General features: G+C 73.7%; 17 protein-coding genes. 3 read left to right on the top strand and 14 right to left on the bottom strand.

The window, feature by feature from the left end; genetic code table 11:
• The first annotated feature begins 10 nt into the window (after nt 1-10).
• A complete protein-coding gene (locus AB0O53_RS30735; protein ID WP_030656039.1) occupies nt 11-208 on the top strand; it encodes a DUF1918 domain-containing protein in 198 nt (65 codons plus the stop codon).
• 2 nt (nt 209-210) lie between these two features.
• Here the strand turns inward: AB0O53_RS30735 and AB0O53_RS30730 are convergent, their stop codons facing one another.
• On the bottom strand, nt 211-1,452 hold the full coding sequence (locus tag AB0O53_RS30730) for a glycoside hydrolase family 10-like protein (protein ID WP_365199999.1): 1,242 nt from the start codon (nt 1,450-1,452) through the stop codon (nt 211-213).
• 139 nt (nt 1,453-1,591) lie between these two features.
• Between AB0O53_RS30730 and AB0O53_RS30725 the strand changes: the two genes are divergently transcribed.
• Nucleotides 1,592-2,485: a 3-hydroxybutyryl-CoA dehydrogenase gene (locus AB0O53_RS30725; RefSeq protein WP_350998135.1), complete on the top strand. Its 894-nt coding sequence runs from the start codon at nt 1,592-1,594 to the stop codon at nt 2,483-2,485.
• A gap of 39 nt (nt 2,486-2,524) precedes the next feature.
• Here AB0O53_RS30725 and AB0O53_RS30720 read toward each other — a convergent pair whose 3' ends face one another.
• From AB0O53_RS30720 to infC, 10 genes are all read right to left on the bottom strand, one after another.
• Nucleotides 2,525-3,061: an NUDIX hydrolase gene (locus tag AB0O53_RS30720; protein WP_136232839.1), complete on the bottom strand. Its 537-nt coding sequence runs from the start codon at nt 3,059-3,061 to the stop codon at nt 2,525-2,527.
• Between the two features lie 53 nt (nt 3,062-3,114).
• Nucleotides 3,115-4,455, bottom strand: a complete 1,341-nt coding sequence (locus AB0O53_RS30715) for an NsdA family TPR-like regulatory protein (protein WP_350998137.1) — start codon at nt 4,453-4,455, stop codon at nt 3,115-3,117.
• Nucleotides 4,456-4,815: 360 nt separating this feature from the next.
• A complete protein-coding gene (locus tag AB0O53_RS30710) occupies nt 4,816-5,901 on the bottom strand; it encodes a PP2C family protein-serine/threonine phosphatase (protein WP_435886696.1) in 1,086 nt (361 codons plus the stop codon).
• A 152-nt stretch (nt 5,902-6,053) separates the two neighbouring features.
• Complete coding sequence (gene pheT, locus AB0O53_RS30705) at nt 6,054-8,582, bottom strand: phenylalanine--tRNA ligase subunit beta (RefSeq protein WP_350998139.1); 2,529 nt, start codon at nt 8,580-8,582, stop codon at nt 6,054-6,056.
• Nucleotides 8,582-9,709: a phenylalanine--tRNA ligase subunit alpha gene (gene pheS / locus AB0O53_RS30700; RefSeq protein WP_365199995.1), complete on the bottom strand. Its 1,128-nt coding sequence runs from the start codon at nt 9,707-9,709 to the stop codon at nt 8,582-8,584. The genes pheT and pheS overlap by 1 nt, the downstream gene beginning before the upstream one ends.
• Nucleotides 9,710-9,862: 153 nt before the next feature.
• A complete protein-coding gene (locus AB0O53_RS30695) occupies nt 9,863-11,122 on the bottom strand; it encodes a sensor histidine kinase (RefSeq protein ID WP_365199992.1) in 1,260 nt (419 codons plus the stop codon).
• A gap of 55 nt (nt 11,123-11,177) precedes the next feature.
• A complete protein-coding gene (locus AB0O53_RS30690) occupies nt 11,178-12,038 on the bottom strand; it encodes a TrmH family RNA methyltransferase (RefSeq protein ID WP_365200038.1) in 861 nt (286 codons plus the stop codon).
• Between the two features lie 135 nt (nt 12,039-12,173).
• The gene (gene rplT / locus AB0O53_RS30685; RefSeq protein WP_007263143.1) at nt 12,174-12,560 is read right to left on the bottom strand and encodes a 50S ribosomal protein L20; all 387 of its coding nucleotides are present in this window, start codon (nt 12,558-12,560) and stop codon (nt 12,174-12,176) included.
• A gap of 107 nt (nt 12,561-12,667) precedes the next feature.
• Entirely contained in the window at nt 12,668-12,862 is a 195-nt protein-coding gene (gene rpmI, locus AB0O53_RS30680) for a 50S ribosomal protein L35 (RefSeq protein WP_030012385.1), read from the bottom strand.
• A gap of 104 nt (nt 12,863-12,966) precedes the next feature.
• Nucleotides 12,967-13,680 carry a translation initiation factor IF-3 gene (gene infC, locus AB0O53_RS30675; RefSeq protein WP_030656016.1) on the bottom strand — a complete coding sequence of 238 codons (714 nt, stop codon included), beginning with the start codon at nt 13,678-13,680 and terminating at the stop codon, nt 12,967-12,969.
• A gap of 325 nt (nt 13,681-14,005) precedes the next feature.
• Here infC and AB0O53_RS30670 point away from each other — a divergent pair, with 325 nt between their 5' ends.
• Entirely contained in the window at nt 14,006-14,389 is a 384-nt protein-coding gene (locus tag AB0O53_RS30670; protein WP_350998147.1) for a DUF1844 domain-containing protein, read from the top strand.
• A gap of 117 nt (nt 14,390-14,506) precedes the next feature.
• On the opposite strand, the gene AB0O53_RS30665 is transcribed toward AB0O53_RS30670, so the two are convergent.
• The 3 genes from AB0O53_RS30665 to AB0O53_RS30655 are packed head-to-tail and all read right to left on the bottom strand — an operon-like array spanning nt 14,507 to nt 17,313.
• A complete protein-coding gene (locus AB0O53_RS30665) occupies nt 14,507-15,247 on the bottom strand; it encodes an SseB family protein (protein WP_365199989.1) in 741 nt (246 codons plus the stop codon).
• Nucleotides 15,248-15,268: 21 nt separating this feature from the next.
• The gene (gene mycP, locus AB0O53_RS30660) at nt 15,269-16,486 is read right to left on the bottom strand and encodes a type VII secretion-associated serine protease mycosin (RefSeq protein ID WP_365199986.1); all 1,218 of its coding nucleotides are present in this window, start codon (nt 16,484-16,486) and stop codon (nt 15,269-15,271) included.
• Nucleotides 16,483-17,313: a hypothetical protein gene (locus AB0O53_RS30655; RefSeq protein ID WP_365199983.1), complete on the bottom strand. Its 831-nt coding sequence runs from the start codon at nt 17,311-17,313 to the stop codon at nt 16,483-16,485. The genes mycP and AB0O53_RS30655 overlap by 4 nt, the downstream gene beginning before the upstream one ends.
• Between the last annotated feature and the right edge of the window lie 158 nt (nt 17,314-17,471).

Here is a 17,471-nt window from a genome sequence, read left to right as displayed (position 1 = left end):
GAGGTCAGACATGCGAGCTACCGAGGGCGACCAGCTGGTGCAGCACGGCAGGATCGTCGGACAACCCGACAAGGTGGGCGAGATCACCCAGGTGCTCGGCGAGAACGGGACGCCCCCGTACCGGGTCCGTTTCCAGGACGGACACGAAGCGCTGATGGCTCCCGGACCCGACTGCGTCGTCCGCCACCCCGCAGAGCCCAGGCACTGATTTCACCGCGGGGGCACGGCCGAGCCGTAGTGGTCGGCCACGACGCGTGCCATCGCCCCGTTGGGGTCCGCGGCCACCTGCTTCGCCGAGAAGTAGACGTGGCCGCGGACCTCCGGGTATCCGCGGGCGAACCGCACGTGCCGCGACAGCTCCGCCGGATCCCGCCAGGCCGCGGTCGGGCTGTCCGCGTCGCAGCGGTAGAGCGCCTCGCCCACGTACAGGTCCGCCTTCGTGCCCGCGACGGTCCGCGCCCACCACGGGACGAGCGCCGCGTAGTCGGCCGTGGCGTGCCCGATGTGCCAGTAGGCCTGTGGCACGACGTAGTCGATCCAGCCCTCCCTGACCCACTTGCGGGTGTCCGCGTACAGGTCGTCGTACGCCGCGAGGCCGCGGGTCGGCGAGCCGGCCGGGTCCCGGTCGGAGTTGCGCCAGATCCCGAAGGGGCTGATCCCGAACCTGACCGCGGGCCGCAGGGCGCGCAGCCGCTGGGACATCTCGCGGACCAGGGTGTCGGTGTTGCCCCGCCGCCACGCCGCCCGTGACGAGAAGCCGCCCCCGTACTCCTCGTAGGCGTCGTCGTCGTCGAAGTACTCCCCCTCCACCGGGTAGGGGTAGAAGTAGTCGTCCCAGTGGACGGCGTCCAGCGGGTAGCGGGTGACCGCGTCGAGCATGGCGTCCTGCACGAACCGCCGCACCGCGGGTACCCCGGGGTTGTAGTAGAGCTTCCCGCCGTACTCGACCGTCCAGCCGTCCTGCCGGGCCGGGTGCTCGGGCACCAGCCGGTCGAAGTCGGCGTGGTTGGCGACCCGGTACGGGTTGAACCAGGCGTGCAGCTCCAGACCGCGGGCGTGCGCCTCCGCGACGGCCGTACCGAGGGGGTCCCAGCCCGGATCGACCCCCTGCTGCCCCGTGAGCCACTGCGACCAGGGCTCGAACGGCGAGGGCCACAGCGCGTCGGCCGCCGGCCGGACCTGGAGGACCACCGCGTTGAGCCGGCGGCGGACGGCGGTGTCGAGCAGGGCCAGCAGCTCCTTGCGCTGCGTCGCGGCCGACAGCCCGCTGCGCGAGGGCCAGTCCACGTTCGAGACGGACGCGATCCACATCCCCCGGAACTCGGGGGTGCCGGCGCCCCCCGCGGGGAGCGGGCCGGAGTTCCGCAGCGCGGCGAACGCCGACCCCCCGGTCGCGGCGGCGATCACCCCCGCCGCTCCTGCCAGCAGTGCCCGTCGACCGATGTACGCCATGTGACGACTCCGTTCCACTGAGTGACGATGCGCGGTGCCCGCCCAGCATGCCCGCCCCGGCCCGCCGCGCCGCGCAAGGTCGGGAGTAACGTCGGGGGGCGTGGCGGGCGCCGGAATCACACGGGGGACCCGCCGACGGATGAGCTGCGAAAGGCACGAAGTGACTGACCTCCCTTCCGACATCACACGGGTCGGCGTAGTGGGCTGTGGCCAGATGGGCGCGGGTATCGCCGAGGTGTGTGCCCGAAGCGGCCTTGAGGTCAAGGTCGCCGAGACCACCGGCGAAGCCCTGGAGATCGGCCGTACCCGGCTCCACAACTCCCTGACCAAGGCCGCCGAGCGCGGCAAGATCACCGAGGAGGAGCGGGACGCCACCCTGGCCCGCCTCACCTTCACCACCGACCTCGGCGAGTTCGCGGACCGCGACCTCGTCATCGAGGCGGTCGTCGAGAACGAGCAGGTCAAGACCGAGATCTTCCAGGTCCTCGACCAGGTGATCACCCGTCCGGACGCGATCCTCGCCTCCAACACCTCCTCGATCCCGCTGGTCAAGCTGGCCGTCGCGACCTCGCGGCCCGACCAGGTCATCGGCATCCACTTCTTCAACCCGGCCCCCGTGCAGAAGCTCGTCGAGCTGATCCCGGCGCTGACCACGGGCGAGGAGACGATCAAGCGGGCGGAAGCCCTGGTGCGGGACGTGCTCGGCAAGCACGCGGTCCGCGCCCAGGACCGTTCCGGTTTCGTCGTCAACGCGCTCCTCGTCCCCTACCTGCTGTCCGCGATCCGGATGTTCGAGTCGGGCATCGCGAGCCGCGAGGACATCGACAACGGCATGGAGCTGGGCTGCGCCCACCCGATGGGCCCGCTGAAGCTGTCCGACCTGATCGGCCTGGACACCATCGCCTCGATCGCCGACTCGATGTACGCCGAGTACAAGGAGCCGCTGTACGCCGCTCCCCCGCTGCTCCAGCGCATGGTCGACGCCGGCCGCCTGGGCCGCAAGAGCGGCGCGGGCTTCTACCCGTACGGCTGACCGCGCGCGCGAGCCGGCCGGCCCGCCGCGGGGTGACCGCTACGGCCGGCCGAGCCGCAGGTGGTGCAGCAGGAGCAGCCCGGCCGCCATGTTGGCGGCCGGGATCTCCCCGTCCGCGATCATGTCCGGCACCAGCTTGAGGGGGACCCACTCCCGGCGCGAGGACTCGAAGTCGTCCTCGGGGTGGCCGGTGTAGGTGGCCCCGTCCGCCCAGTACAGGTGGTGGCGGGCGTCGGTCAGACCGTTGGACGGCTCGACGGTCATCAGGTGGTGGAGCGGGCCGGGCCGCCAGCCCGACTCCTCCTCCATCTCCCGGGCCGCCGCCGCGGCGATGTCCTCGCCGTCCTCGACGACCCCGGCGGGCAGTTCCCAGCCCCAGCTGTCGGTGATGAAGCGGTGCCGCCACAGCAGCAGCACCTCGTTGGCCTCGTTGACGGCCGTGGCCACGGCCACCGGGCGCAGCCGGATCACGAAGTGGTCCAGGTGCCGGCCGTCGGGGAGTTCCACATCGGCGAGATTCACATCGAACCAGCGGTTCTTGTACACAGTCTGCTCACTCAGGTTCGTCCACTGCACGGCTGTGCCACCTTCCGTTCGAGTAGGTGGCAAACATCGCAGCAGCTGCCTTGTCACAGCGGAACGCGCAGCGCCCCGTCGATGAGCCGCACGGTCTCCTGCGCGTCCGAACAACCGCTGGTCAGAAGCTGTTCGCGGACCGCCCACAGCCGGTCGCGCAGTCTCAGCGACTCCATCCCCCGGGCCCGCTCGGCCATCTCGGCCGCGCCCGCCGCGGCCCGGTCCGCCTCTCCCTGCCGGAGCTGGATCTCGCACAGCATCGCCAGCCGGTGCACCCGGCCGCGGTCGTGTGCCGGGGTGCCGACGGCGGCGGCCGCCTGGACCCGCGCGGCCTCCAGATCCCCCAGGCTGAGCAGGGCCTCGGCGACCTGCACGTTGACCAGGCCGGGCTGGACGTAGCCGGTCTCGTCCGGTTCGCTGCCCGGACGGATCCGCGCGGCGGCCGCCTCGGCGCCGCGGATGCAGGCCAGCGCGGCCTGCGCGTCGCCGAGTTGGGCATAGGCCTTGGCCTGCATGGCGTGCAGATCGGCGGCGAGGGCCGGGGTGGTGTGCCGGCCGGCGGCGCGCAGCGCGGCCTCGGCGAAGGCGACGGCCTGGCGGTACTCCCGCAGGTGCAGGGACTGGTTGACGATCAGGGCGATCACGTACGCGCCGAGCCCCCGGTCCCCGCTGGCCTTGGCCAGGCGCAGCGCCTGGTGGAAGTAGCGCTGCGCCAGCCCGTGCGCGTCCGAGTCGTACGCGCAGATCCCCGCCACCGCCACCAGGGACCCGGTGGCCCGGTGCAGCCGGCGGCCGAGGTCGTCGGGGTAGCTCCCGCGCAGCATCGGCGCGGTCTCCGTGCCGAGGAAGCGGACGATCCGGTCGCGGGTGGCCACGCCGCCGGCCCGGCGGTACATCAGCTCGTAGTGGGCGCGGGCGGCCTTGAGGATCTCGACGTGCTCGGGACCGATCCGGTTCGGGCCGTCGCGCGAGACGTCGACGTCCTCGGGCGGGTTCTCCCATTCCCAGACCGGGATGACGGCCGGGGTGCCGGTGACCGCCTCGGCGGTGAGCAGTTGGGGCCGCGCCCGGCCGTCGGAGCGCCACAGGGCGGCGGCCCGGTCCACGAACCCGCTGAGCGGGGAGGCGTGCAGGGACACCGGGTGGTCGGGGACCCCGAGGCCGATGTCGTCCAGCCCGACGGGCCGCCGCAGCCGGCCGCCGAGCACCTCGCAGATCAGGTCGGGGACCTGGCCGCGGGGGCGCTGGCCCTTCAACCACCGGGTCACGGCGGTGTGTTCGTAACGCAGGGCCAGACCGCGCGTGCGCCCGGCCTGGTTCACGTGGGCGGCGAGCCCGGCGTGGGACATGCCCGCCTCGGCGAGGAGGGCGTCGAGCAGGACATTGGGCTGCATGGGCCGCTCCCGGAGCTCGTCGGTATCAGGCTAGTGGGTGCGTGGTTCACACGGGGTGTGAACCAGGTACGCGCATAAATGCGATCCGCACTCTGCCGCACGGACCCCTGGAGGCGCTTGACTGAAGGCCCTCGCCAAGAGGAGCTCGGGTCGTCGGCTCCCCCTCGAACAGTGCGACGACCCGTCACCGCGCCGCCCGTCCTGCTGTCTGCCCGACACTCCATGGCAGGCGGGCGGCGCCTTCCGGTTCCGCCGGCGCCCGGTTGGTCGCCGGGCCCCGGCAGCGGACCGGACCGGACGCGCGCCGGGCCCATCCACCGGGCCCGGCGTGCGTGGCCGAGCGCGTCATCAAGCGCCTGGTCAATGCCGGTCGTTGCGGAGCACCAGCAGGGCCACGTCGTCGGCGAGCCGCCCGCCGGTGTGCCGGAGCAGGGCCGCGTGCACGCCCGCGACCAGCCGCGCGGGGGTGAGCGGCGCCCGTGCCAGGACGCTCGGCAGCGGGAAGAACCGCCCGGCCGGGTCGCGCGCGTCCTCGGCGCCGTCGGTGTGCAGGAACAACGTCTCCCCGGGCCGGAGTTCCCCGCACGTGTGCGCCCGCAGGACCGGCGGCAACGGCATCACGCCGAGCGGCGGCAGCGTATCGCCGCCGAGCGGTCCGACCTCCGGGGCCGGCCGCGGGGAGCGTTCCCCCGTGCCGGGCCGCGCGTGCGGCTGCCCCGCCCCCACCCGGGGTGCGGGGTCCGGGACAGAGCCCCGGCCGCCCGCCGCACAGGTTTCCGGGACCGGGGCCGGACGGATCAGGTAGGGCCAGGGGTGGCCGCAGTTCAGGGCCCGCAGGGTGCCGTCCGCCGCGATCTGCAGGAGCAGCACGGTCACGAACTCCTCCGCCGCCGGGGACTCCGGCTCGGCGGAACAGGCCGACGGGTGCTCGGCCCGGGCGCGGTCGCGCACGTGCCGGCCCAGGGCCCGCTCCATGCGCCGCAGGACGCCGCCGAGCGAGGGCTCGTCGTACGCCGCCTCGCGGAAGGCCCCGAGGACGGCCGCGGCCGCGCCCAGCGCCGGCAGCCCGTGGCCGCGTACGTCCCCGATGACCACCCGGACCCCGTGGGCCGTCGGCACGGCCTCGTACAGGTCGCCGCCCACCGCTGCGCCCCGGCTCGCGGAGAGCTGGGCGGCGGCCAGGGCCAGGCCGTCGATCCGGCCCGGCAGCGGCCGGAGCAGGGCCCGCTGCGCGGCGCCCGCGATCTCCTGCGACCGGCGCAGCTCGGCCAGCAGCCCGCGCCGGATGTGCAGGGCGCACGCGGTGGCCAACAGCAGGAAGGCGGCGCACGTGGCCAGGCTGGGCACGAGCATGCCCGGCGTGGACAGCTCCCAGGACACCGCGGCCCCGCCCCAGGCCGCGACGCACACCCGGCGCACCCGGGTCGTCTCCCCGCGCGTGATCATCCGTAGGACTCCCCTCCGGCCGGATCGATTGTGTCGACCGGACGGCGGCCCCCGACATGGGCCCAGGAGCTTCTCACCCGAATGAGTGAGGGGCACATCCGCCGGCGGATGTGCCCCTCATCAGGCCTTGAACGGGTCCGGGGACCGTTCGGCTACGCGCCCCGGAGCACCGCCCCGGTCCGCTCGCCGGCGAGCGCCACCGCCGCGTCGCGCGCGGCCGTGGACTCCTCGGCGGTCAGCGTGCGGTCGGCCGCGCGGAAGCGCAGCGCGTACGCCAGGGACTTCTTGCCCTCGCCGACCTGCTCACCGGTGAAGACGTCGAACAGGCGCAGCGACTCCAGGAGTTCGCCCGCACCCTTGCGCAGGGCGGCCTCGACGGAGGACGCCGGGACGGACGCGTCCACGATCAGCGCGACGTCCTGGGTCGCCACCGGGAAGGAGGAGATCCGGGGCGCCTGGACGGCTTCGCCGCCGGCCGCCGCGAGGCGGTCCAGGTCGAGCTCCATCGCGCTGGTACGGGCCGGCAGGCCCATGGCCTTGACCACGCGCGGGTGCAGCTCGCCGGCGTGGCCGATGACCTGCTCCACACCGTCGATGGTGACGACCAGCTCGGCGCAGCGGCCCGGGTGCCAGGGACCGTACTGGCCCTGGCGGACGACGAGCTCGGTGCCGGCCTCGACGGCCAGCGCCCGGGCGGCCTGGACGGCGTCGGCCCAGTCGGCCGGGCGGCCCTTGCCCCACCAGCCGGCCTGCTCGCGGGCACCGGCCAGCACGACCGCGGCGTACCGCGGCTGCGCGGGCAGCGCCGCGTCCAGGGTGGCGACCTCTTCGTCGGTGGGACGCCGGTCGACGGGCAGCCGTACGGCGACACCCGGCTGCGCGGCGGCCCGGAAGACCGAACCGGTCTCGAAGAGCGCGAGGTCGTGGCTGCCCCGGCTGTCGTTGCGGCGCAGCGCGCCGAGCAGACCCGGCAGCAGCGTGGTGCGCAGCGCCGGCTCCTCGTCGGAGAGCGGGTTGACCAGCTTGACGACCTGGCGGGCGGCGTCGTGCGCCGGCAGCTGGAGCTGGTCGAAGACGCCCTCGCCGAGGAACGGGTAGCTGAGCGCCTCGACGTAGCCGGCGCCGGCCAGCGCGCGGCCGACCCGGCGGTGGAGCTGCTGCCGGGCGGTCAGACCGCGGCCGGAGGGCACCTGCGGCAGGGTCGACGGGAGGTTCCCGTAGCCCTCCAGCCGGATGACCTCTTCGGCGAGGTCGTTGGGCGCGGCGAGATCGGGCCGCCACGAGGGCAGCGTGACGACGAGCTCGTCCTGGCCGTAGACGTCGCAGCCGATCTCCTGGAGGCGGCGCACGACGGTCTCACGGCCGTAGTCCATGCCCGCGACCCGGTCCGGGTGGTCGGCGGCCATCGCGATGGTACGCGGAGCGCCCGGGGCGACGACCTCGGTGACCCCGGCCTCGGCGGTGCCGCCGGCGAGGAGCACGAGCAGGTCGACGGTCCGCTGCGCGGCCGCGGCGGCGGCCTGCGGGTCGACGCCGCGCTCGAAGCGCTTGGACGCCTCGGAGGACAGCTTCATGCGGCGGGCGGTGCGCGAGATCGACACAGAGTCGAAGTGCGCCGCCTCGATGACCACGTCGGTGGTCCCGGTGACGATGCCGGTCTCCGGGTCGGTGACGGAGTCGGCGATCTCGGTGTTGGCACCGCCCATGACACCGGCGAGGCCGATCGGCCCGCTGTTGTCGGTGATCACCAGGTCCTCGGCGTCGAGCGTGCGCTTGACCCCGTCGAGGGTGGTGAACTTCTCGCCCTGCTCGGCACGGCGGACGCCGATGGTGCCGTCGATCCGCGAGCGATCGTAGGCGTGCAGCGGCTGGCCGAGTTCGAGCATCACGTAGTTGGTGATGTCGACGGCGAGCGAGATCGGGCGCATGCCGGCCTTCTGGAGGCGGCGCTGGAGCCAGATCGGGGAGCGGGCCTCGGGGTCGAGACCGGTGACGGTGCGGGCGGTGAAGCGGTCGCAGCCGGCCGGGTCGTCGATCTTGACCGGGTAGCCGTAGGAGTTCGGGCCGGGCACGTCGAGCAGCGCCGGGTCGCGCAGCGGCAGGCCGTAGGCGGTGGCCACCTCGCGGGCGATGCCGCGCAGGGACATGCAGTAGCCGCGGTCCGGGGTGACGTCGATGTGCAGCACCTCGTCGACGAGCTGGAGCAGCTCGATCGCGTCGGTGCCGGTCTCGTGCTCCGGCGGCAGCACGATGATGCCGTGCGTGCCGTCGTCGCCCATGCCGAGCTCCTCGCCGGAGCAGATCATGCCGTGCGAGGTCTTGCCGTACGTCTTGCGCGAGGCGATCGCGAAGTCGCCGGGCAGGACGGCGCCGGGCAGGACCACGACGACCTTGTCGCCGACGGCGAAGTTCCGGGCGCCGCAGACGATCTCCTGCGGCTCGCCGGTGCCGTTGGCGGAGCCGACGTCGACCGTGCAGAAGCGGATCGGCTTGCGGAAGCCCTCCAGCTCCTCGATGGTCAGCACCTGGCCGACGACGAGGGGGCCCTTGAGCCCGGAGCCGAGCTGCTCGACGGTCTCGACCTCCAGGCCGGCGTCGACGAGCTTGGCCGCGACGTCGCGACCGGATTCACCGGCGGGGAGGTCGACGTACTCCCGCAGCCACGAAAGCGGGACCCGCATCAGATCTCCATCCCGAAGGGCCGGGTGAAACGGACGTCACCCTCGACCATGTCTCGCATGTCTTCAACGTTGTGACGGAACATCAGCATCCGCTCGATGCCGAAGCCGAAGGCGAACCCGCTGTACTTCTCCGGGTCCACACCGCAGGCGGTCAGCACCTTGGGGTTGACCATGCCGCAGCCGCCGAGCTCGATCCAGCCCTCGCTGGAGCAGGTACGGCACGGGCGGTCGGGGTTGCCCACCGACTCGCCGCGGCACACGTAGCACTGCATGTCCATCTCGGCGGACGGCTCGGTGAACGGGAAGAAGTGCGGGCGCAGCCGGGTGGTGGTCTCCTCGCCGAACAGCTCCTTGACCATGTGGTCGATGGTGCCGCGCAGGTCCGCCATGGTCAGGCCCTCGTCCACGGCGAGCAGCTCGACCTGGTGGAAGACGGGGGTGTGCGTCGCGTCGAGCTCGTCGGTGCGGTACACGCGGCCCGGGCAGACGATGTAGACGGGGGGCTTGCGCTCCAGCAGCGAGCGCGCCTGCACCGGGGAGGTGTGGGTGCGCAGCACGACACCGGACTCGTCGCCCCCGGTGCCCGCGGGCCCCTGGACGAAGAAGGTGTCCTGCATCTGGCGCGCCGGGTGGTCGGGCGTGAAGTTGAGGGCGTCGAAGTTGAACCACTCCGCCTCGACCTCGGGGCCCTCGGCGACCTCGTAGCCCATGGCGACGAAGATGTCCGCGACGCGGTCCATCAGCGTGGTCAGGGGGTGCCGGGCGCCCGCGGGCGTGCGGTCGTGGGGCAGCGTGACGTCCACGGCCTCCTCGACCAGCACCCGCTCGTCGCGCTCGGCCTCGAGCTCGACGGTGCGGGCCCCGAAGGCCTTGTTCACGGCGCCGCGGGCCTGGCCCACGCGCTTGCCCGCCTCGGCCTTGGCCTGCGGGGGCAGCGCGCCGATCTCGCGGTTGGCGAGCGCCAGGGGCGAGCGGTCGCCCATGTGCGCGGTCTTCGCCTCGCGCAGCGCGTCGAGGTCGCCGGCGGACGCGAAGGCGGCGAGCGCCTCGTCCCGCATGCGCTCGATCTCTTCCGGTTTCAGTGCCTCGACCTCGACAGGGTCGTACGACTTGTTCGGTGCCGACATCTCTTCCCGTACTTCCGATGGCTGGCTGGTTGGGTCCCCCGCGCGACGCGCAGGACGCGCTCGGCACAAGGACACAAAGGTGCCAAAGGACGAGTCTAAAGGTCGCTGGGGGTGAAGGAGCCCGTGGGCCGCCTGCCGGGACGCTCCGCAGGACTACTGCGTGAGGTACGCGGGGGCGCTCACGGGCAGGATAAATCGGAACTCGGCGCCGCCGCCGGGGCCGCGGCCGACCGTGATGGTGCCGCCGTGCGCCTCCACGATGCCCTTGACGATGTACAGGCCCAGGCCGGTGCCGCCGCGCTTGCTCCCCCGCCAGAAGCGGGTGAAGACGCGGGCCATCGATTCCTCGGGGATCCCGGGGCCTTCGTCGGACACGGTGACGGCGGTTCCCTTCTCATGCGGCGACACCCCGATGGTGACCGTTCCCTCGCCGTGGCGCACCGCATTTTCGAGGAGGTTGCCGAGGATCTGGTCGATCTTGTCCGGATCGGCCCACAGATCGGGGAGCGGGCGGCTGACGCTGACGAGGAAGCGCTCGGGCGCCTGGCCGTTCGCGGTGAGCGCCTGTACGTGGCGGCCCACGGCGGTGGCGATGTCGACCGGCTGGCGGCGCACCTCCAGGCGGCCTGAGTCGATGCGTGAGATGTCGAGGAGTTCGGCGATGAGACGGGTGACGCGGTTGGCGTCGGCGTCGACGGTCTCCAGCATCAGCCGCTTCTGGTCGTCGGTGAACCGCTCCCACTTGGCCAGCAGGGTCGCGGTGAACCCCTTGACGGAGGTCAGCGGGGACCGCAGCTCGTGGGCGACCGTGGCGATCAGCTCGGCGTGGCTGCGCTCGGTGCGGCGGCGGGCCTCGGTGCCGCGCAGGGTGACGACGAGCCGGCGCACGGGGCCGGTGGGGTGGCTGCGGACGTAGCTCGCGGAGACGAGCACCTCGCGGCCGCCCGGGAGCAGCAGGTTCCGCTCGGGCTGTCCGCGGCGGGTGGCGAGGCCCCCGTAGGGGTCGGTGAGCGCCCACCAGCGGCGGCCTTCGAGGTCTTCCAGCGGCAGGGCACGGTCGATGGGGGCGCCGAGCGCCTGCTCCGGCGCGAGTGCGGTGATGCGGGCGGCGGCCGCGTTGAAGCAGACCACCCGGCCGGTGTCGTCGGCGACGACGAGCCCGTCGGGCAGGCTGTCCGGGTCCACGGCGAAGCCGAGGCGGTCACCGGGCGCCTCGGCGGACCCGGCGCCCCCGGCGGCCTCCCGGGCGGCGGGGACCACCGGGCGGGCGATGCGGGCCCGCCCCGAGTCCACCGCCTGCGGTGGTACGCCGCACAGCCCGTCGGCGGCCGCGGCCGGGGGTTCGAGGGCGTCCAGGAACCGCTCCTCGGCCGCGTCCGCGGCTCCGGGTGAGCTGTTCGTTCCGACGGTCATGTCCCCGTACCCCACATCTCCGAGTAGCGCAGTGGGCCCCCGGGCCGCCACATTACTAGCTGGGGGTCACGGAGCGGCACCCTCCGGGCGCCCGCTGTGCACGCGCGGACGCGTAGAGACACACGGCGGCGGCCGTCGCGAGGTTCAGGCTCTCCGCCTTGCCGTGGATCGGGACCCGCACGACGGCGTCCGCGAGGGCCCGGGTCTCCTCCGGCAGGCCCCAGGCCTCGTTGCCGAACACCCAGGCGGAGGGGCCGCCCATGGTGCCCGCGTCCAGTTCGGCGTCGAGGTCGTCCTCGCCGGCGCCGTCGGCCGCGAGGATCCGTACGCCGGCGGCGCGCAGCCCCTCGACGGCCTGCTCCACCGGGACGCCGACGGCGACCGGGAGGTGGAAGAGGGATCCCACGGAGGCCCGGACGGACTTGGGGTTGTAGAGGTCCACCGAGGCGTCGGTCAGCACCACCGCGTCGGCACCGGCGGCGTCCGCGCAGCGCAGCACCGTGCCCGCGTTGCCGGGGTCGCGGACGTGCGCGAGGACGGCGACGAGCTTGGGCCCGGACTTGAGGATCTCCTCGAAGGGCGAGTCGAGGAAGTGGCAGACGCCGACGAGGCCCTGCGGGGTGACGGTCTGGGAGACCTCGGCGAGCACCTCGTCGGAGGCGTAGTGCACGCGGGCGCCGGCATCCAGGGCCGCACCGATGATCTCGGCGTAGCGCTCGGCGGCCTCGACGGTGGCGAACAGCTCGATCAGGGTCGGGGCGCCCGTGGGGCCGCGGTGCTCGACGGCCTCGCGGACCGCCTGGGGGCCCTCGGCGATGAACCGGCGCTCCTTGGTGCGGAAGTTGCGCCGCGCCAGTCGCCTGGCGGCGGCCACCCGCGGGGATCGGGGGGAGATCAGCTCGGCGGGGTGACCCAGGTCAGCCATGGTCTCTGCGGTTCTCTCTCGGGGTGCGGGCGCCGGGGGCGCGGCGGAGCGGGGAAAGCACTCGGACCCGCAGGCGAATCGCCTGCGGGTCCGAGGGTGCCGACCGCCGGTGCGGCCGGCCAGGCCTTACGCGGCGGCCTTGGGGGCGTTGACGTCGGCCGGAAGCGCCTTCTGCGCGACCTCGACGAGCGCGGCGAACGCGTTGGCGTCGTTGACGGCCAGCTCCGCGAGGATCTTGCGGTCCACCTCGATGTTGGCGGCCTTCAGACCCTGGATGAGGCGGTTGTACGTCATGCCGTTCTGGCGGGCAGCGGCGTTGATGCGCTGGATCCACAGCTGACGGAAGTCGCCCTTGCGCTTCTTGCGGTCGTTGAAGTTGTAGACCAGCGAGTGGGTGACCTGCTCCTTGGCCTTGCGGTACAGGCGCGAACGCTGACCGCGGTAGCCGGAGGCCGCCTCGAGGATCGCCCGGCGCTTCTTGTGGGCGTTTACTGCCCGCTTGACGCGTGCCACTTTTTAACTCCTTGTAGCGGGGCCGTGGGTGTCTTCACACGACCCGGAAATTCGATGGGGTCCCGGTCTCGACATGCATCCGCTCCCTGCGGGGGGAGCGGTGGATGTCAGATGCCGAGAAGCTTCTTGATCTTCGCGGCGTCGCCGGGAGCCATCTCCGCGTTGCCGGTGAGGCGGCGGGTGACACGGGACGACTTGTGCTCGAGCAGGTGGCGCTTGCCGGCGCGCTCGCGGAGCACCTTGCCGGAGCCGGTGACCTTGAAGCGCTTCTTGGTACCGCTGTGCGTCTTGTTCTTCGGCATGGCGCCGTTATCTCCTCGTCGGTGGCGCTCCCTCGCCGGTCCGGACCGGACCGGCTGGTGGGAGCGTCATGGTGTGTAGGTGATTCGAGACAGGTGCCTCGGAATCAGGCCTCGGCGTTCGCCTCACCGGCGTCGGCCTCGGTGACCTCGGCATCCGTGGCGTCCGTCGCCTCGACCGGGGCGGCCTCCTCGGAAGGAGTCGCCTCGTCGGCGGCGGCGGTGCCCTGGCGCTCGGCCTTGCGGGCGGCCTGCGCCTCGCGGGCTTCGGCCATCGCCTCGGTCTTCTTCTTGTGCGGACCGAGGACCATGATCATGTTTCGGCCGTCCTGCTTCGGGTTCGACTCGATGAAGCCGAGCTCCTCGACGTCCGAAGCGAGACGCTGCAGCAGTCGGTAGCCGAGTTCCGGCCGGGACTGCTCGCGACCACGGAACATGATCGTGATCTTGACCTTGTCGCCCTGCTTGAGGAACCGAACGACGTGACCCTTCTTGGTGTCATAGTCGTGCGGGTCGATCTTCGGCCGGAGCTTCATTTCCTTGATGACCGTGTGCGCCTGGTTCTTGCGCGCCTCACGGGCCTTCATGGCCGACTCGTACTTGAACTTGCCGTAGTCCATGAGCTTGCAGACCGGCGGGCGTGCGGACGCCGCGACCTCGACCAGGTCGAGGTCGTACTCCTGCGCGAGCTCAAGCGCCTTGGCAAGCGGCACGATGCCGACCTGCTCGCCGCTGGGACCGACGAGTCGTACCTCGGGAACGCGAATCCGGTCGTTGATGCGGGGCTCGGTGCTGATGGATCCTCCTCGGTAGCACCACACGACTGCCTGGCAGACAGCCGCTGACGTGTATTTCCGTCGGACCGACCGCGGCGGGAGAATGAAAAAAGCCCCGCCGGGCACAGGCAGGGGCTCCAAAACAACCGGAGCACCGCCGCATGCAACACGCGGGGCGCAGAATCGGGCGGCTTTCCATCGTCCGTACGGAACGATGGATGCCGCCTGACCGGTGACCCGCCGCCCCGGAAGGCGGTCAGGTGGGAGAACGGAGCCTCCACTTGTGGGCCGGACACCACAGCATCCGGCCGGTCGATGTACATACTAGCACCCGCGTTGCAAGCCCGCCGCACGGCATATCGTGGGGCGCATGACTGACGCGACACCCCCCGCCTCCACCGAATCCGCTGCCGACGGCTCCCCCGACTACGACGCCATGACCCGCGACATCGCGGACGTGCCCGCCGTCGAGGTGATCACCACGGTGGCCGTGCACCTGCTGAGCGCCGCGGCGGTCAACCTGGGCCTGGACAAGCCGGACTCCGAGCACAAGGACCTCGACGAGGCCCGCAAGCTGATCACGGCCCTCGCCGGTCTGGTCACCGCGAGCGCCACCGAGATCAGCTCCTTCCACGCCGCCCCGCTGCGCGACGGCCTGAAGTCGCTGCAGCTGGCCTTCCGCGAGGCCTCGATCGTCCCGGACGAGCCGGGCCAGGGCCCGGGCGAGAAGTTCACCGGCCCCGTCTTCGGCTGATCCGGCGGGAGCACGACGCGCAAGCACGACGCAGGAGGGGCCGGCCGTGATGTCACGACCGGCCCCTCCTGCGTCGTACTCCGGTGCGGTGTCTCCCGCGTGGTGTCTGCGGTCCGCTCAGCGGGTGAAGAGGGGCTCGCCGGGCGGAACCGGGGCGTCCGAGGGCAGCAGCGCCAGGTTCAGGCCGCGCACCAGGCGGGCCCGCAGGGTCGTGTCCGCCGCCAGTGCCTCGGCGACGCGGCGGGCCGCGGCCGGGGCCTGGGCGTCGGCGGCCAGCACGATCGCGAGGGTTCCGTCGACGTCCGCGCCCCCCGGGCCGAGGTGGGCGCGCAGCACGGCCGGCTCGCCGGACACGGCGGCCCGTACGGCCTCCCGCACGGCGGGGTCGGCCAGCGGGTCGGTGTCCGTACGGCCCTCCGCGAGGGCGAGCAGCGCGGGGCCGGTCAGCTGGTAGGCGACCGGGCCGGCCAGGTCCAGCACGACGGTGTCGGCCTTCTCGTGGGCGGCGGCCGCCAGGGCCTGGTGCAGCGGGACGGCGACCGGCCGGGCGGCCGGGTCCCAGAGGGCGAGCGAGGCGATCGAGGTGAAGGCGGGCAGCGCCCGCCGGTCTCCCGCGCGCAGGGTCGGGACGGCCATGTCGCTGGTCTTCTCCCGCTTCAGGCCGGTCTCCGGGTCGGTCTCGACCTCGCCGAGTACGGCGACCACGGGGACCAGCAGCCGGGCGCCCTTGAGCGCGGCCAGCACCCGCGGCTCCTGCGTGCGGTCCGCGGCCCACGCGGCCAGGGCCGCGGTCAGCTCGGGATCGGCGGAGCCGTCGTCGTCGGAGAAGCCCGGGTCGGGAATGTTCTTGTTCGCCATGTTCGCCACAGTTACCCGACCCTACTGTGCCGGGTGGGCGCCGCCGCCCCGGGGACCCCGTCGCGGGCGCCGGGCCAGTACGGCGGCCAGTACGAGCAGCGCGGCCCCGGCGACCGCGGCGGCCGGCGCGCCGAGCCGGGCACCGCGCTCGGGCGGGCGGACCGGCTCGGGGCCCGGGCCGAAGTACGTGCCGGCGGCCGCGGCCGGGGCGGGCGCCAAGGCTTCCGGCTGCATCGCCTCCGCGACCTGGAGGGCGGCGGCGGGGTCCACCATTCCGTGGCCGCGGGCGTCGTCGCGACCGCCGGCCGGTGAGTCGGAGGCGGTGTCCTCCAGCAGTTTCTTGATCTGGGCCGGCGACAGGTCGGGGTGCGCGGCCTTGACGAGGGCCGCCGCCCCGGAGACGAAGGCCGCCGCGGCGCTGGTGCCCCAGCCCTCGTAGTAGGAGCGGTCGGGGTCGGCGATGACGACGTCGACGCCGGGGGCGCTGACGGTGGCGTACCAGTTGCGCGTGGAGAACTTGGCCTTCCGGCCGCGGCGGTCGACCGCGGTCACGGCGATGACTCCCGGGTAGGCGGCCGGGTAGGAGACCCGGTCCCCCGACTCGCCGCCGTTGCCCGCGGAGGCGACGACGACCACGCCCTTGGCGAGGGCGTACTGCACGGCCTCGTCCTCGCCCGCCTCGTGGTGGGCGGAGTCGCTGTCGTCGCCGAGGGACAGGTTGATCACGTCGGCGCCGTGGTCCGTGGCCCAGCGGATGCCGTCGGCGAGGGCGCCGCCCTTGCTCTCGCGGGCCTTGGCGCGGCCCGGGTCGCCCTCTTCGAGGATCACCCGCACGGGCAGGATCCGTGCCTGCGGGGCGATGCCGAGGACGCCCTGACCGCGGCTGGGGCCGTGGCCGTGCCCGGCGATGATGCTCGCCATGGCGGTCCCGTGCCGGGCCCAGGCGCGGTCGCCGGGGCCGGCGCCCATGCCGATGAGGTCGGTGCCGGCGAGGACCTGGCCGGACAGGTCGGGGTGGGACTCGTCGACGCCGGTGTCGAGGACGGCGACGGTCACGCCGTCGCCCCGGGTGGTGCCCCAGGCCTCCTCGGCGCGCAGGGCCAGGAGCCCCCACTGGCGGTCGCGGATGGTGTCGGCGGCGGCCGGGGCGGCGGTGGCCGTGGTGAGCAGGGCCGTGGCGGCGAGCACGGCGGCGCCGCGGAGGACGCGGGTGCGGGTGCGGACGCGGGCGGGGCTCATCGTGCGGCCTTCGGGGCGGGGTTGGTGCCGGTTCCGGTTCCGGTGCCTGCGGGGGGCGGTGCGGCGAGCGCGGTCAGGCCGTCGCCGAGGCGGGCGGCGACCGCCTTGGCCTCGTGGCCGAGGCCCGCCTGGGCGGCGGCGCCCGTGGCGTCCTTCTTGACGAGGTCCTCGGCGGGGCGGGGGGCGTCCTGGGGGCGGCCGTCGGCGAAGGCGGAGACGGCGTAGACGACGACGGGCGCCTCGGTGCGCACGGAGGCCGCCCAGGCGGCCCGCTGGTTGTCGGCGAACCCGTAGGCGGGCGGGGCGGGGAGCCGGCCGTTGAGCGCGTTCATCGCGGGCCCGTCGGCGGGGGTGAAGACCATGCCGACGGCGATGAGGGAGCTGCGGGTGGCGTCGGTGTAGGTGGCGCGCAGGACGCGGGTGCAGCCGGTCGCGGCGACCGCGGCCTGCCAGTCGGCGGGCAGGGCGGTGGGGCAGTCGGCGTCGGGGGCGAGCGCGATGCGGGTCCAGGTGCGGTCGGCTCCGCCGGGGCCGGCCGAGGGACCGGCGAGGACGGGCGGGAGGAGGCTGTCCACGGGGGCCGCGCGCCACAGCGAGCCGGCCTTGCGGTAGGCGGCGTCGGCGGGCAGGGGGCGGTTGGCGGCGCGGTGCTCGGCCCAGGTGGTGACGGCGGCTCCGCCGACGAGGCCGCCGCCGAGGATGACGCAGAGGGTGGCGGCCGCGACGCGGGCGGGGTGGCGGCGCGGTGGGGCGTGGGCGGGCTGGGGCGGCGGGGACCAGGGGTCGGGCTCGCCCGGGATCGTGGTCCGCGGTGTCGTCGTGGTCATCCGGCGGCTCCGCCCCCCGTTCCGTACGGCTGCCTGTCCGTACTCTACGGGGTTCACGGCCAGGTCCGGTCGGCCCGGCCCCCGTCCCCGCCCCGGCCGACCCGCCCCGCCGGGGTCCCCTTCAGCCTCGCCGGCGTTCGAGGCGCGGGGTGCGGGGC

Source organism: Streptomyces erythrochromogenes, from assembly GCF_040684695.1.
Taxonomy (GTDB): domain Bacteria; phylum Actinomycetota; class Actinomycetes; order Streptomycetales; family Streptomycetaceae; genus Streptomyces; species Streptomyces erythrochromogenes_C.
Note: the sequence above shows the minus strand (reverse complement) of the source record. Positions and strands in the feature narration are given on the sequence as shown.